The following is a 15,379-nucleotide window of genomic DNA, read 5'->3' on the forward strand; positions in this document are numbered from 1 at the left end:
CTGCTATAATTTCAAGTAGGTATTTCGATTGTAAACTCAGTTCCTTGTGAAGGACTAGAAACACATTTTAATAAACCCTTGTGCTTTTCTACTACTATATTATAACTAATTGACAGTCCTAAACCTGTTCCTTTGCCAATAGGTTTTGTAGTAAAAAAAGGGTCGAATAGTTTAGATTGAATATTTTTTGGAATTCCCATTCCATTATCACATATCTTAATCATAACCCATTTTTCATCTATTAATTTTGTCATCACTCTAATTTGAGGATCTAAGTTTTTCCCTTTAGCTACAGATTCTTCTAAAGCATCAATCCCATTAGCTAAGATGTTCATAAATACCTGATTTAATTGACCAGGATAACACTCAACTTGAGGTAAATCAGCATATTCTTTTAAAACTTGAATAGTTGGACAATTTGGCTTTTCTTTCAATCGATGATTTAAAATTAATAAAGTGCTGTCAATACCAGAATGAATATCCACTGGTTTCATATCTGCTTCATCCAAGCGAGAAAAATTTTTCAAAGACTTAACTAATTCACAGATACGGTCAGTTGCTATGTGCATTGAATTTAATACTTTAGGTAAATCTTCAGTAATAAATTCTAATTCTATTTCCTCTATTTTTTGTAATATTTCTACTCCTGGGATTGGAAATTTTTGTTGATATAGATTAACTAAATCTAGTAAGTCTTTAGTATAATTATTTGCCGGATATATATTACCCTGAAGGAAATTAATGGGATTGTTAACTTCATGGGCAATACCAGCTACTAATTCACCTAAACTAGATAATTTTTCAGCCTGAAATAATTGAGTTTGTGTCTCAGTCAGTTCATTTAAAGTTTGTTGTAGTTTGTCTGCTTTTTCTCTTGATTCAGCTTCCGATTTTTGCAGAGCAGTTATCAGTTTCTGGCGTTCTGTAATATCAGTAGCGACGCCAATCACACCAAATATTACATCATTCTCTCCTTTTAAAGGAGACCATCTAGTATTAAAAATTAAATCCCCAAACTGAGCAATTGCTTCAGCATTGTCTCCTCTTAAAGCAGAATTATTAGCCTCCAAAAGTTGAGGTTGATCTTGGTAGACATCATAAATAGATAGTCCTAATATTTCATCTAATTGTTTACTTGTTAGTTTAACATTTTTACCTTCAAACAAGGTGAATATACCATTACAATTTAGGGTAAATAAAATAATTGGAGCATTTGTAATAATAGTTCGCAATTGCTGTTCTTTATCAGATAAAACTTGGGTCATTACTCTAGCTATTGCTGTAGCTCGATATTGAGTAGTAGTCATAGACCAAGTTAAACCAAACAGAAGACAACTAATGGTTAAACCATTCGCCAGTATCAGTATAGACTTTTGTTGCTTTATTTTTTCTAGTTTCCTTTCTGCATAGTCTGTTGATGGCTCTGTTGAACTAACAGAAACTCTATCGGTTCTTTGCCAGACGACCCATGTTACTCCCAGTGATAATATTAGTAATAACCAGGGCAACCATTTTAACAATAGCTGTAATTTAGATGGAGATGAATCGGAATCAAAATTTGGGTTAAGTGACATTATAGTGTATAATTGTTTGTGGATTAATTAATGAGAAAAAGTTATTGATAAGATAATTAACTAATTGAATAGACACTCAATGCAGTGAATCTACCTGAAATTGGCTATTGAGAAACTTTTAAAGTTAAATACCTACAGTACACCCATTATTATAATAGATAATTATTCTCAATAATGTATTTTGTGATTTAGATTTATGAGGAGACAAAAAACAACTTGCGGTCTGGAAAAATAATCAAGCAAATGAAACAAAATTCTCGTGTCAGTCAATTACCTAAACAAAACTCACGGTCTCAGCGTTTACTAACCGCAGGTTTACTGGTAAGCATATTAGTATTAATAGTCTGCTTAATTATTAGTATAATCACCGGCGATGCTGAAATTCCTCTGGAAACTGTCTACAAAACATTTACAGCATTCGACGGTTCCACAAACCAACTAATTATCCGCACTCTGAGAGTGCCTCGCAGCTTAATCGCAATGTCAGTCGGAGCTTCCCTGGCTGTAGCGGGTAGTATCATGCAAGGATTAACTAAAAATCCTCTAGCTAGTCCAGGAATTCTAGGAATAAATGCAGGAGCAGTTTTAGCTGTAGTATCCGCAAGATTGATTTTCGGCTCCGACTCAGCAAATATTTATCCTACTTTTGGCTTTTGTGGAGCAATTGTAACAGCACTAACTGTTTATTGGTTGGGATCTCTAGGTAAAGGTGGCCTTCAACCTGTTAAGTTAACTATTGCGGGTGCAGCTATAACTGCTCTTCTTAGCTCTTTAACTACAGCAATACTAATTCTCGATCAAAATAGGTTGGATGAAATTCGATTTTGGCTAGCTGGATCGGTTGCCGGAAAAGACTTCGATGTATTTTTGCAAGTGTTGCCCTATCTTTTGATAGGATTAACCATAGCTTTTTTCCTTGCACGACAAATTACTCTTCTGACATTAGGAGAAGATGTAGCAATAGGTTTAGGAGTACAAACTGTCTGGGTGAAAGTTGGTGCAACTATCTGTGTGGTTATCTTAGCAGGATGCTCTGTATCAATAGCAGGTGCAATTGGTTTTATTGGATTAGTAGTTCCTCACATTGCCCGCCTTTTAGTTGGCATTGATTATCGTTGGATTATCCCTTACGCTGCAATTTTAGGTAGTATTTTGTTACTCTTAGCTGATATTGCTGCCCGTCTGTTACTAAAACCTATTGAAATTCCTGTAGGAATAATGACCTCCTTAATTGGGGGTCCTTTTTTTATATATTTAGCTTTATCAAAGGTTAAGAGATGAAAGAACGCTGGTTAGTTATCCGCCCTCAACAATTTCCAATCTCATGGCGTGTGGAACGACGAGTACCAATTGTCTTGTTGGTTTTGGTAGTATTAACCCTGGTAACTATGATCTTAAATGTGAGTGTCGGCGAATATCCGATACCACTACTAGATGTATTCAAAACAATAATTGGTTTAGAAACAGGCAATACAGATTATTCGTTTGTTGTTAATACCCTACGTCTACCACGAGTATTAATATCAGTAGGTGTAGGAATGGGATTAGCAGTATCGGGGGCAATTCTACAAAGCTTAATCCGTAATCCTTTGGCAACTCCAAGCATTATTGGCGTGAATGCTGGAGCAAGTTTAGCTGCTGTAGTAGTAATTGTACTTTTGCCGAATGCTCCTCTATTTGCAATACCTATTTCTGCCTTTGGTGGAGCGATCGCTATTTCGATTCTCATTTACCTACTTGCTTGGGAAAAAAGGAACTCAACTATGTATTTAGTTTTGATTGGTATTGGTTTAAATACCATTGCCACTGCCTTAACTACTGTAATGGTGACATTCGGTGAATTAAATAGTGTTTCTCAAGCTTTAATTTGGATTACAGGTAGTGTGAGTGGTCGCAGTTGGGAATATATTTGGCCATTACTGCCCTGGTTATTCATATTTTTACCGTTGGCAATTTTCCTGGCAAAAGACCTCAATGCCTTATTTTTAGGAGAAGAAGTAGCTATAGGTTTAGGTATTCCCCTTGACTGGCGACGCAGTTTGTTATGGTTAACCAGTGTTGCTTTAGCTGCTGCTTGTGTAGCAACGGCAGGAGCAATAGCATTTGTTGGGTTTATTGCACCACATTTAGGTAGGCAGTTGGTAGGCCAATCCCATGAAGGTCTAATTCCGACTGCTGCAATGATTGGTGCATTTATTGTAGTCTTGTCAGACTTAATTGGCAGAGTATTATTTGCCCCAACAGAAATTCCTTGTGGCATAATTACTGCCATTATTGGTGCGCCTTATTTTCTTTATTTATTGTATCGGAGCCAGAGATGATTGACTCAGAAAACCCAAAAAGTGCTTTAACTACTCGAAAGCTGACTGTTGCTTATAACAATGGACAACCTATTGTGCTGAATTTAGATTTGGCAATTCCCAGAGGTAAGATTACTGTGATAGTTGGTCCTAATGGTTGTGGCAAATCAACTTTGCTCAAAAGTTTGGCAAGATTGATCAAACCTATTAGTGGTACTGTTTATTTAGATAGTAATTCTATATTTAAGTTATCAACAAAGGAAGTAGCAAAACAATTGGCTATTTTGCCTCAAAGTCCTACTGCTCCAGAAGGTTTGACAGTGGAAGAGTTGGTAGCTCAGGGGAGGTATCCTTATCAGAATTGGTTACAACAATGGTCTATTGATGATGAGAAAATCACTCAAGAAGCTTTGGCCACGACAGGACTTTTGGAGTTAGCAGAGCGATCGCTAGATTCTCTATCTGGAGGCCAAAGGCAACGAGCTTGGATTGCGATGGCCTTAGCTCAGGATACAGAAATTTTATTGTTGGATGAACCAACTACTTTTTTGGACTTAGCCCACCAGATTGAACTTCTGGATTTGCTCTACGATTTGAACCATTCTCAGGGGCGGACAATAGTTATGGTTCTGCACGATCTGAATCAAGCTTGCAGATACGGGGATAATTTGATTGTGCTACGGGATGGCCAAATTGTAACTCAGGGTCATCCAGAGCAAGTCATGACTGTGGGAATGGTTCGTTTAGTATTTGGTCTAGAGTCTCAAATTATTCAAGACCCTGTAACTGAGACACCAATGTGTATACCGATGGGACGTAAGGCAAAACAAAAGGTGTAATTTATCTTATAAAGATTTAATACAAAATTTTAGAAATTTAATACAAATATTATAAAGACTTTACAAATTAAAAATATTTGTATATAATCTTTTAACAATTAGATGAGAATTCTTTTCATTTAGTTTATAGTAATAAGACCATACGGTAAGTTTTGCTCACGCAGAGCTTTCCGGCAAAATGTTATGCAAACGTTTTCTATGTCTAATAGAAGCCCTGTTTTTGAGATGAACAGCGTTGGCATGACTTGTAATGTAAAAATACAAACTTACCAAAAAATGATTTCGTTAAAATCCTACTACTACCTAATAAATAAGGGAAAAGGATGCTCCCACTGTTAATAAAATGACTCAACTATTTCAGACTACTAACAATAATCTCAGTGACTGTCGTTTTTGTTCTGAGATATCAAAAGCTAATGGAGAAGACCCCATAGGGACAGCATCAACTTGTGACCACTGGTTAATTATTGAAATAGCACAACCCTGGTCTGAACAAGCTTTTATGGAAAATCCTCAACTTAAACCAGTGCTTGGTTTAATTTTCCAAGCAATAAAAGATGGGGTGAAGTTAAAACCAATGGCGATCGCTCCAGACCGCGAATATTCCCAAGCTGGTTATACTCGCATACTATATTATTACCGCCCTGGTGAATTATTTGCCGAGTATGAGAAGCAAGAATATATTGTACCTGATGCTCTGATGAGTCAGTTACTAATTTCTTTGCTCAAGCAACTACAGCAACAACCAAACGAACTGGAAAATTTTCAGCAATATCAACAACAAACTAGTCATATTAGAGAAATGCTAGTTTGTACTAATGCCAATGTTGATGTAGCTTGTGGTAGGTTTGGCTATCCTATTTATAAAAAGTTGCGTTCTGAATATGCTGCTACTTCTCAAGGAAGTTTACGAGTTTGGAGATGTAGTCATTTTGGTGGTCATCAGTTTGCACCAACATTAGTCGATCTGCCTGAAGGTCGTTATTGGGGACACTTAGAAGCAGAAATGCTCGATCTACTGGTATTGAGAAATGGTTCAGTATCAGGTCTGCGCCAGTATTACCGAGGTTGGGCAGGTTTAAACTCTTTTGCCCAAATTGCCGAACGGGAAATATGGATCCAAGAAGGGTGGAATTGGTTGAAGTATCCTAAAGCAGGTCAAGTGTTGGCATTTGATGAAGAAAAACTCAAACATCTCAGTTTAGAGGAAGCAAAAGCAGAAGCAAATTGGGCATTAGTGCAATTAGAATTTCTTGTTGATAATAATAGCAACTTGAAAAAAGTTTATGAAGCAAAGGTGGAAGTTAAGGGTGAGGTGATGAGTGCTTTGCGTTCGAGCGATGATATGGAATTAACAGCAGTTAAGCAATATCATGTGAGTTCTTTGGTAAAAGTAAGTTGACGCTCATTCTTGATACTTATTTTTTTTCAGATATAGTTCTGATAATTAATAACAATACTGTAGATTTGGTTTAAGTCGGAAACCAAACAAAGACAAAACAGATAATAGTTTTTTGGTTATCCTAATGCTTAATCAAACCTACAATTTACAAACCTTTTATTATAAGCATTTAACCTAATATGATATTATTTTATATTGTTCTATTTTATCAAAATTCTTAATGCTTAATATCTGTAATAATTTAGTAAGCAAAACTATGTCATAGCCAGTTTTTGGGAATTTGGTATTAGTGGATATATATAATTTTTAAATGAGACATGAAAATGTCTAGGCGTTTTTTGTGTTAGAAAATGTGATTCATAATCCTGAAATGTCAAAGAAATGATATTTAGGTTTTTTCTAATTACTACTGACTACTACTAACTATTAACTATTAACTACTGACTAGTAAAAAAATGAAATATTTAACAACAACAGAATACCAAGAGCTATATCAGAAATACTTAAAAACAGGTAAAATTATTTCTTATTCTGATGATTTTGAAACTTTTCTCAGAATTCAAGCGGAACAGGAGTTGGGAGTAGGATACGAAAGAACAATCCAACTGCGCCCTGGATTAAAAATAAATATTAGTGGCGGAAAAGCAAAATATACTTTTGCTCGAGAAATTCAACATCATGCTTCCATGCCATTAATATTAGCTTTCCAACTTGCGGGAACTTATCGAGTATGGACAGAAGGCATTGGAGATGACTACTATTGTGAAAAAAGTGGAGAAAATTATTTATTTTTTCTTCCTGGTACAAAAGAAATAGAAGAAATACCAACCGGAGAAAATTTAGAAAGAATTAGAATTATTGTAGAACCAGATATTTTCAGAAATTTTAGTAGTAGTCAACTTGATTTAATGCCCAGTGAATTAAAAGCATTAATTGCTAATTATTCACCGCAAATTTTTCATCGGAATGTTGGAGCAATAACTCCAGCAATGCAGCAAGCATTACAACAAATTATTAATTGCCCATATCAAGGTATGGCAAAACAAATTTATTTAGAAAGTAAGGCACTAGAATTAATAAGTTTACAGTTAACACAATTAATACAAAGTCAGTCAGAAATTATTTCATCTAGTTTTCTACAACCGGATGATATTGAAAGAATTTATCAAGCAAAATCTATTTTAGAAGCAAATTTAGACAATCCACCATCCCTAATGGAATTAGCTAAAAAAGTACAGCTTAATGATTATAAACTTAAACGAGGTTTTAAGGAAGTTTTTGGTACAACTACATTTGGATACTTGCAAAAAATCAGAATGGAGCAGGGAAAAAATCTCTTAGCAGAGCGAATGTTAACTGTTGCTGGAGTAGCTCAAACTGTTGGTTATAAGAGTCCAAGTCGGTTTTGTGACGCTTTCAAAAAACATTTTGGTATTACTCCTAGAAATTACAGAATGAGTTTGAATTTCTAAATCGACAAAACAGGCAAAACAAATCCGTTATTGGCAAAACTAATCTCTGGAATTATATCATGTCCGGTAGGATCGGTATTGTATAGAGAAGTTAAGGAAGAAGGAAGAAGGAAGAAGAAAAGGAAAAGCCTTACATAAGGTAAATATTTCCCCAACTTTTACACAAACGATACCAGCGGACATGATATTAAATAGGATTAGGTACTGTTTTTTCAGTAGCATTGACAACACCAGCAAACTCAACAACAATACCTATTTTTAATCAAGAATTTAATTTATATAGCATCCGTGTTAATACAATTAAAAATATAGTTATCAAACCTATAGGAAAATAGTTTCAGTGATATTTGGTGGAGTTTCCGCTTTAGTGCTGACAACTCTTATAAGTTGCAGTCCTTCTCAAAAAACAACATCAACAACAGAGACTATTACAGATTGAAGTGACCAAATAGTGTCGCAGTCCTCAATTCCTTGAATAGTCTAGGGATATTAATGATAGCTAGTGGGGGCAATTAAATATGATCGGACTATATATTGCGACTACCACACATCCTCTAGGAAACTGAAGAGATGCGATCGCCTGAAAGCGAGGAATTTTTGACCTAAATCCATACTGGCAAAATTCTTGAAATCCTTGCCCTGTATTATATCAAATCCGGTAGTATCGGTATAAAAAAGCAGAGAAACCGGGTTTATATAAAATGCCCACTATACTGATATCTGTCTCCCATAAACCCGGTTTCTTATAACACCGAAGCCAACGGATTTGATATTACATGAAAAATATTCAAAATTTCTACTATAACCTGCGGAATATGAGTTCAAAGATTGTGGTACTGCTCTATAAAACCGACATAAAACGTCTCTCTTGGTGCGCGTTCCCTTGCGTCTTACGCCGACGCGGGGTCGCACCGCATAAAAAGTGATATTTTAATGTTTACTTCCTGCTTCTACTGAGACCGTCGGCGGTTTCTCATCCACAGGCATTCACGACCGAGCCGATCGCATCTCTCAAATTAATTGAGGCATTCAAGTCTCGATCAATTGATAGACCGCATTCTGGGCAATCATAAGTTCTCAAATGCAAGGGCATATCCTGGAGATGACCGCAATTAGAGCAAGTTTTTGATGATGGGAAAAATCTATCAACTACCACTAGCTCAGAACCGTACCATTCGCACTTATATTCTAGCTGTCGCCTGAATTCATAAAATCCTTGGTCGGCTATAGATTTCGCCAGCTTGTGGTTAGCTAACATTCCGCTTACATTCAAATCTTCAATTACTACACTGCCGTGGTTTTTGGCTAAGTATGTTGTTAATTTATGAACTGCATCTTTGCGGATGTTGGCTACTCGTCTATGGAGCCTAGCTATCTTTAGTTGTGCTTTTCTCCAATTAGCAGAGCCAATATTTTTATTACGGTTAAGGTATTGTAGTCTCGAAAGCTTCGCTTCAAACTTACGGTATGACTTTACACTTTCAAATACTTTTCCATCACTTAAAGTTGCTAAGGTTTTTACTCCTAAATCTACACCTATAACATCAGTTTTTTTGGGTGTGGGAGTAGGAGTAAATTCATAGCTGCAACTTAAATACCATTCACCTGCTTGTCTACTAATAGTTATTTTTTGAGTTGTAGCTTCAATTGGTTCATAAGTTTTGACAATACCAATAAAAGGTAATTTATGAGACCAACCATTAAGTTTTATTGGCTTTCCAGAATTATCAATTGTGAAGGAATCAGACCTACCTTTCTTCTTAAATCGTGGACGTTTGCCCAATCCTTGGAAGAACCTCTTAAATGCTTCACCCAAGTTTCGGAAAGCATATTGATAAACTTTAGATGACAAGTTTTTCATCCAGGGGTAGAGGGGTTTGGTGTGATTAGTAAAAACCTCTCTCAATTTACGAGGGTTGGGTTTGTAACCATCTGTGTAAGCAGCATTCCATAAACTTAAACCCCAGTTGTAGCACCACCTCGAATAACCAGCGTGTTGTGCCAAGAGCGTTTTTTGTTGATTATTTAATTTGAGTTTGGTTCTAATGGATTTCATGGAGATTGAGCGCAGCCTGTCTAATGGTGTGCTTAAATACGTATTATATCGTTATTCGTTGATTAAGTCAATGCTCCTCTAGATATAGTGATATTTATAAGTAAACTCCTTTCACTGTCAGAACTATAATTGCAAAAATAACTACTTGTACACCACTACCGAAAATTGAATCAGGCTAAATTTTCATAAGCTACCCTGTTATCAAAGAGTAATTCAAACTATGTCAAAGATTAATACGCTGTACAATCGTTGATTTTTTATGATTAATTAAAATTAAATAGGTGTATTTGTAAGTTTTGGATTTTCCATTGCACCTCTAACTATGAGTTCATTGATTGATATTTTAGGTTGGCGAAATACTTGGCTAACAATGGCAGGAGTTGTTGGTATTGGTATGAGTTTAATAGGATGGTTTTTTTATCATGTGTAGCTAGTAAGTATATTCTGATTAATAATGGAAAGTTATTACGACGGGGAAATCATGAGACAAGATTTATTGGCACAGAATTAGTGAACTTTCGTTGGCAAAACATTTATTATCCTATTGGGTATGCTTTTAAATTAAGCCTTGACGAAATGTGAAGCTAATAAATAGAATATTGTTCTCCAATCAATCTGATCTGCGTCAAGCTTGAGGGTTGCTCAAAATCTCCGTGACAAAAACAACTTCTAAATTCTGACTTCATTATTCCCGCCAATATTGCGGATCGTCCAAACTATCTGCACAGATAATTTTTCCTCTAAAATTTCCAATTATTCCCGGACGCAATTCTTGAACCATCCAAGCATCCGCGTTTTTTTCTGGTATGGGATAGGAAGGCTCAAACCCAAGATTACCTGCTGGTATAAATCCGTGTCTCGGATAGTATGTGGGATGGCCAAGAACAAAAACGAGGTCTACTCCAGATTTGGATAAAATATCTAATCCGTTTTCAATGAGTTTACCCCCAATACCTTGTCTTTGAACATCGGGCATAACAGCAAGGGGACCTAGAATTGAAAGTGATAAGGGTACATTTGGTTCCAGAGTAACTCTACTGAAAAAAATATGTCCTACTGCTCTATCTCCTTGGAAAGCAACGAGAGAAATAATCGGTTGAGCGCTATTGTCCCCAAGAAGCTTTTGCACAATTTCAGCCCCGTCTTCTGAACCAAATGCAGCACGTTCGACAGATAGTATATTATCTAAATCTGAATCTAAAGCTTTTCTAATAATCATTATCTTTTTAATAATTCAATGGTATTTTTTTGTCTCAAAATAGCAGTAATATCATGTCCGGATAATCAGTGATAAAAAAGTATATGGTTTGTAGTTGGGCTTTAGCCCGAACTGTAGATAGGGCTAAAGCCCAACTACAAGCTTTAATTATAACTATATCAACCGGACATGATATAAGTAGGGCGATCGCTAATATAGAATCTGGATAATTACTATAGCTCAGTCATTGCGACTGGAACGGAGTGGAAGGAAGCAATCTCAGAGGCGCACGGAGATTGCTTCCTATCATCGCCATGAAAACTGTTCAACCGGATTCTATATAAGAATCTAAATATTTTCTTATTCACTTCTGACTTTTGACTTCTGACTTTTGACTTAAAATATATGTTAACACGTTACAAAAATGGTTGAAAAAATGGGTTATTGTTGAGGACGTGAAGTTAATAAACTAGATAAAATCTACTTTTCAGCACATCTAAACCCCATTTAACAAATACATAATGTTGACAATTATCGGTTGCGGTAATCTTAACCGTAGTGATGATGGGGTGGGAGTAATTATTGCTCAACGCCTGCAACAATATTTGGTGGCACATCCTGTTCCTAATGTCCGGGTTTATGACTGCGGTACTGCAGGAATGGAAGTAATGTTTCAAGCGCGGGGTACTCAGCAACTAATTATTGTGGATGCTAGTGCGACAGGTTCGGAACCAGGTGCAATATTTAAGGTTCCTAGTTCTGAGTTGGAAGCACTGCCAGAACCTAGTTATAGTTTGCATGATTTTCGTTGGGATAATGCTCTGGCGGTAGGTAGAAAAATCTTTCAGGACGATTTTCCTAAAGATGTAATTGTCTATTTAATAGAAGCTGAAAATTTAGATTTTGGTCTAGAACTTTCCCCTATAGTTCAGGGTTCTGCTGATAAGGTTTTTCAAGAACTTATAAACAGTTTTGACAGCAAAATATAGAAGAGAAAAAATCTCTTTCTATCTGCAAAGTAATTAAAATCAAGGAAGTTATTATGGAAGAACAAAGACAAGAGCAATATTATGAATTAATTGATAAATTAGTTAAATGCCCAAATGGGAAAGAGCCTGATGTTTTAGATGAAAATCTTGAGCTTGTTGATGCAGGTTTTGTTTCAGTTTTAATGCAAGTTGGTCAAGCACAAATTCATCATGGAAATCAAGATGGAGCTAAATTTTTATTCCATCTTGCTCGTGAATTAGCGAAACAATTAGGATTGTATCCTGATCCAAATACTTCAGAAGTTCCTGCCCAGTAAATCAGAGTGTGGGAAGTGTGGGGATTTTGGGTTTCATCTCCTCTTCTTCCTAAATTATTAACTTACGATCAGGACTTATGCAAAACCGCCGTATCTAGTAGAGACGAATACCCATTCGTCCCTAAAGGTAGCGTGTGACTCAACATTTTGTGTAAGTCCTGATGATACTTTGAAATAGATATGGCACTAAATAGATAGTTATTTATAGTTATAGTTAATATTATGTTTTCTCAAAAAGAAGCAGAAAAATTAGCAATTGATTTTTTGAGTAATGATTGGGAAGTTCCCGATACAGAACAAGATTGGTTTACTATTAGATATGCTCGACAAGAACCTAGTTGGTATATTGTTGAAGTAGGGATAGAAGGATGTCCTGACTATTGGATTCTTCAGGTTTATGATACTGGTGAATGTGACCCTTGTTATACTTTTGTATCTCCTTTAAGTGGTTCTCAAGATACAGATGATTTGCAGGAATTACCAGAATCTATTGCTAAGGCGATCGCCTTTGAACGTGGCTCTCAAGAAATTGCTCCGACAGCCAAAGTTTGATCTAGATTGAAGCATGAAGCAGTTGAAATAATAATCCTAGGGTGGGCAAATTGAGATTCTTAACCGTTTCACGGAAGTCAAAAGTCATGCATCGAGTGCTAATTCGTGAGGTTCCCATTTCCTCCGGAAACGCTCTGCGAACAGAATATAAGATGCACATCTGACAGTTAAAAGTAAAAAGTAAGATTTAATAGACAAAAAACTTTGTTATTCAGCAGTTTCAAGGGATTATTTGACAAAATAACTTTGAAACTATTTGTTACATCTTTAAAGTGAAATGGTATTATTTACTAACAATAAACCTTTGTATACTTGCCTACCTTATCTTTATGGCTAGATAACAACAATAAATATTAAAATAATATAAATAATTAAGATGGTTATTAATGTAGATTGATATATTAATATAAATAAATTAAATAGTGAAAAAAACGAAATATTTTTGTTAAAAATACTAGCTATTAAAAACTGTGGTTCAAACTATTAGTGATACCAGCGTAAAAGCAGCTCTAAATGCTATAGAGTCAGAGTCGGCAAATGTTGTAGAAAAAATTCAAATGCTAATTGATATGGCAACTGGACTGCAACAAAAACCAAAAGATGCGAAACAACTACATGATGCTATTTGCCTATACCAACAAGCTATAGAATTATCTAGCCAGAATTATGCTCTACTGCAAGCAAAAGCATTAGCAGGAATGGCAACAGCTTTGAGAACAATGCCGGGAGAAGGACCAGATTTATTGCTAGAGGCAAAAGAAGCTTATGAAACTGCCCTAGAAATATTACGGGAACAAGGTGCACCGGAAGAAGTAGCAGAAGCGGAAATGAACTTAGGGTTAGTATTACAAGCATTAGTTCCCTATAATTTGGCAACAATGCAACAGGCAATACAGGTATCTCAACGGGCGTTGTCAACATTTACAGCAGATAAATACCCCCAAGAATATGCTATATTGCAGAATAATATCGCGATCGCCTATTTGTCGATGACTCTTTCTCCAGAAAGGGAAAGTATGCGACAAGCAATGGCAGTACAATCATTTGAGGAAGCATTAAAAGCAGTTAACCTGATCGAACATCCAAAGGAATATGCGATGTTGCAAAATAACCTCGCTAATGCTTTGCAATATCTCCCCAGTCTGCATCCGATAGAAAATAATTTGCGGGCGTTGACTGCATACAATGAAGCCTTGAAAGTTCGTACTGCTAAAGATACACCATTAGAGTATGCGACAACTATCTCTAATAAAGCCAACCTGCTATATAATTTACCCGATAACCCAAAACATCCAGAAGCAGGAAATTACCAAAATTTGCTCCAGGCAAAAAGTCTTTATGCAGAAGCACAAGAAATTTTTTGTCAGTATAGCGAAGTAGAAAAAGCGAATGTAGTTTCGGAGGCATTATCAGCAGTCGAAGCTGAATTATTGCTGTCTGAATCTAAACTTACCAACTCCTAAGAAATAGGAGATTTCAACATAATTAGGAGGATAAAAATGAGTAATTTACTCACCACTATCAATACTCTAATTACAGACTTGGATGCAATACCAAGCATTCACATTTTTATCAGTAATTTAGCTGCAGGAGAAATTACAATACTCACTGCCATCTTTTGGCTTGCAGTTGCTAGCGGAATTTCAGTTATTGCTGGTGCTATTGGTGGAATATGGTTAGCAGGAAAAGATTTAGGTTATAGTCTAGCTGCAATGATTGGCGGTTTGTTTGGTCCTGCTGGTGTAATTCCGGCAGTTGTTGTTGGCTTGGCAATTTTGAAATTTGTTTAAGTGCAAGAGCAAGAGATTGATTTTGAGACGGATGCAGAGATTTTGAATGTCATTGTGAGTGGAGCGTCGCGTAACGTGGCAATCTCAAAGTTTGGCATTGTTTCCCTAATATGCACCCTACTCTATAAATTGAAAATAGGAGTTAATTATTATGTTAGAAGTCGGTTGGTATAGTACAAAGTTGTTACTAAAAGGTAAACTGCTACGGGATCCATTTTACTTTTTCAAACAAGTAGCTTTAGCAACTGCAGTTGGTGCTTCAATCTTAATAATAATGGCACAAATAGAAACAACATTATTGCTGCCAATTATTATTTCTAGTCTAGCAACTGGAATTGCTATGCCATTTCTGCTCAAAGATGTGAAATTGCAATAGGGAGCAAAAATGACTCAAGCCAAAATTCCCTTGCAAGAGTCTGTTAGTCTAGAATCTCTGGTATCTGACATTACCCACTTTGAACAGGCGATCGCTCATTGGGATGAAAATCAAAAGTCAGTAGTTGAGGGGTTGAAAAATGCCATTGAAGCATTACACAAAGAAGCCCTAACCAGATTAATTCGTAGTGTTAAACAGGAATCTATGCCAGCATTGCGTCAGGCAGTGCAAGATGAGGTAGTTTATGGTTTATTGCGTTACCATGAATTGGTTAAACCACCAACACCACCCTTAGAAACTCGGGTTCAACAGGCGTTAGATGAAATTCGCCCAGGTTTGCAAAGCCATAATGGTAATGTGGAGTTAGTCGCTATTAAACTGCCGGATACTGTGGAAGTAAAATTAGTGGGAAATTGTAGTAACTGCCCTGCTTCGACATTAACCATGAAAGATGGTATTGAACAGGCAATTAAAACCCACTGCCCAGAAATTAAAAATGTAGTTTCTATTTGAC

The 15,379-nt window shown here is 36.1% G+C and carries 17 protein-coding genes; 14 read left to right on the forward strand and 3 right to left on the reverse strand.

Annotated features, from left to right (window positions below):
• Nucleotides 1-11 precede the first annotated feature (11 nt).
• On the reverse strand, nucleotides 12-1,574 hold the full coding sequence (locus ACP6PL_RS17180; RefSeq protein WP_426546481.1) for a sensor histidine kinase: 1,563 nt from the start codon (nucleotides 1,572-1,574) through the stop codon (nucleotides 12-14).
• A 243-nt stretch (nucleotides 1,575-1,817) separates the two neighbouring features.
• Between ACP6PL_RS17180 and ACP6PL_RS17185 the strand changes: the two genes are divergently transcribed.
• The 5 genes from ACP6PL_RS17185 (at nucleotide 1,818) to ACP6PL_RS17205 (ending at nucleotide 7,587) form a co-directional block, all read left to right on the forward strand.
• Entirely contained in the window at nucleotides 1,818-2,855 is a 1,038-nt protein-coding gene (locus ACP6PL_RS17185) for a FecCD family ABC transporter permease (protein WP_426546482.1), read from the forward strand.
• A complete protein-coding gene (locus ACP6PL_RS17190) occupies nucleotides 2,852-3,895 on the forward strand; it encodes a FecCD family ABC transporter permease (protein ID WP_426546483.1) in 1,044 nt (347 codons plus the stop codon). The genes ACP6PL_RS17185 and ACP6PL_RS17190 overlap by 4 nt, the downstream gene beginning before the upstream one ends.
• Nucleotides 3,892-4,713 (forward strand): ABC transporter ATP-binding protein, encoded by an 822-nt coding sequence (locus ACP6PL_RS17195; protein WP_426546484.1) that lies wholly within the window; start codon nucleotides 3,892-3,894, stop codon nucleotides 4,711-4,713. The genes ACP6PL_RS17190 and ACP6PL_RS17195 overlap by 4 nt, the downstream gene beginning before the upstream one ends.
• 343 nt (nucleotides 4,714-5,056) lie before the next feature.
• A complete protein-coding gene (locus ACP6PL_RS17200) occupies nucleotides 5,057-6,115 on the forward strand; it encodes a sucrase ferredoxin (protein ID WP_426546485.1) in 1,059 nt (352 codons plus the stop codon).
• Between the two features lie 455 nt (nucleotides 6,116-6,570).
• On the forward strand, nucleotides 6,571-7,587 hold the full coding sequence (locus ACP6PL_RS17205) for an AraC family transcriptional regulator (protein WP_426546486.1): 1,017 nt from the start codon (nucleotides 6,571-6,573) through the stop codon (nucleotides 7,585-7,587).
• Between the two features lie 973 nt (nucleotides 7,588-8,560).
• Here ACP6PL_RS17205 and ACP6PL_RS17210 read toward each other — a convergent pair.
• Nucleotides 8,561-9,649 carry an RNA-guided endonuclease InsQ/TnpB family protein gene (locus ACP6PL_RS17210; protein WP_426546506.1) on the reverse strand — a complete coding sequence of 363 codons (1,089 nt, stop codon included), beginning with the start codon at nucleotides 9,647-9,649 and terminating at the stop codon, nucleotides 8,561-8,563.
• 402 nt (nucleotides 9,650-10,051) lie between these two features.
• Between ACP6PL_RS17210 and ACP6PL_RS17215 the strand changes: the two genes are divergently transcribed.
• Nucleotides 10,052-10,225, forward strand: coding sequence for a hypothetical protein (locus ACP6PL_RS17215; protein ID WP_426546487.1), 174 nt, complete (start codon nucleotides 10,052-10,054; stop codon nucleotides 10,223-10,225).
• A gap of 103 nt (nucleotides 10,226-10,328) precedes the next feature.
• Here the strand turns inward: ACP6PL_RS17215 and ACP6PL_RS17220 are convergent, their stop codons facing one another.
• A complete protein-coding gene (locus ACP6PL_RS17220; protein WP_426546488.1) occupies nucleotides 10,329-10,862 on the reverse strand; it encodes a GNAT family N-acetyltransferase in 534 nt (177 codons plus the stop codon).
• An 83-nt stretch (nucleotides 10,863-10,945) separates the two neighbouring features.
• On the opposite strand from ACP6PL_RS17220, the gene ACP6PL_RS17225 reads away from it, so the two are divergent.
• The 8 genes from ACP6PL_RS17225 to ACP6PL_RS17260 all read left to right on the forward strand — a co-directional run bounded on the left by ACP6PL_RS17225 (nucleotide 10,946) and on the right by ACP6PL_RS17260 (nucleotide 15,378).
• Nucleotides 10,946-11,071, forward strand: a complete 126-nt coding sequence (locus ACP6PL_RS17225; RefSeq protein ID WP_426546489.1) for a hypothetical protein — start codon at nucleotides 10,946-10,948, stop codon at nucleotides 11,069-11,071.
• A 291-nt stretch (nucleotides 11,072-11,362) separates the two neighbouring features.
• Nucleotides 11,363-11,830, forward strand: coding sequence for a hydrogenase maturation protease (locus ACP6PL_RS17230; protein WP_426546490.1), 468 nt, complete (start codon nucleotides 11,363-11,365; stop codon nucleotides 11,828-11,830).
• A 53-nt stretch (nucleotides 11,831-11,883) separates the two neighbouring features.
• Entirely contained in the window at nucleotides 11,884-12,147 is a 264-nt protein-coding gene (locus ACP6PL_RS17235; protein WP_426546491.1) for a hypothetical protein, read from the forward strand.
• 222 nt (nucleotides 12,148-12,369) lie between these two features.
• A complete protein-coding gene (locus tag ACP6PL_RS17240; protein ID WP_426546492.1) occupies nucleotides 12,370-12,699 on the forward strand; it encodes a hypothetical protein in 330 nt (109 codons plus the stop codon).
• Between the two features lie 470 nt (nucleotides 12,700-13,169).
• The gene (locus tag ACP6PL_RS17245) at nucleotides 13,170-14,162 is read left to right on the forward strand and encodes a tetratricopeptide repeat protein (protein ID WP_426546493.1); all 993 of its coding nucleotides are present in this window, start codon (nucleotides 13,170-13,172) and stop codon (nucleotides 14,160-14,162) included.
• 36 nt (nucleotides 14,163-14,198) lie between these two features.
• Nucleotides 14,199-14,489 (forward strand): asr0689 family protein, encoded by a 291-nt coding sequence (locus ACP6PL_RS17250; RefSeq protein ID WP_426546494.1) that lies wholly within the window; start codon nucleotides 14,199-14,201, stop codon nucleotides 14,487-14,489.
• Nucleotides 14,490-14,640: 151 nt separating this feature from the next.
• Nucleotides 14,641-14,865, forward strand: coding sequence for a hypothetical protein (locus ACP6PL_RS17255; RefSeq protein ID WP_426546495.1), 225 nt, complete (start codon nucleotides 14,641-14,643; stop codon nucleotides 14,863-14,865).
• A 9-nt stretch (nucleotides 14,866-14,874) separates the two neighbouring features.
• Nucleotides 14,875-15,378 carry a NifU family protein gene (locus tag ACP6PL_RS17260; RefSeq protein ID WP_426546496.1) on the forward strand — a complete coding sequence of 168 codons (504 nt, stop codon included), beginning with the start codon at nucleotides 14,875-14,877 and terminating at the stop codon, nucleotides 15,376-15,378.
• The last annotated feature ends 1 nt before the right edge of the window (nucleotide 15,379 follow it).

Origin of the sequence: Dapis purpurea BLCC-M126 (genome assembly GCF_050015975.1) — a bacterium.
In the GTDB taxonomy this organism is placed as follows: domain Bacteria; phylum Cyanobacteriota; class Cyanobacteriia; order Cyanobacteriales; family Microcoleaceae; genus Trichodesmium.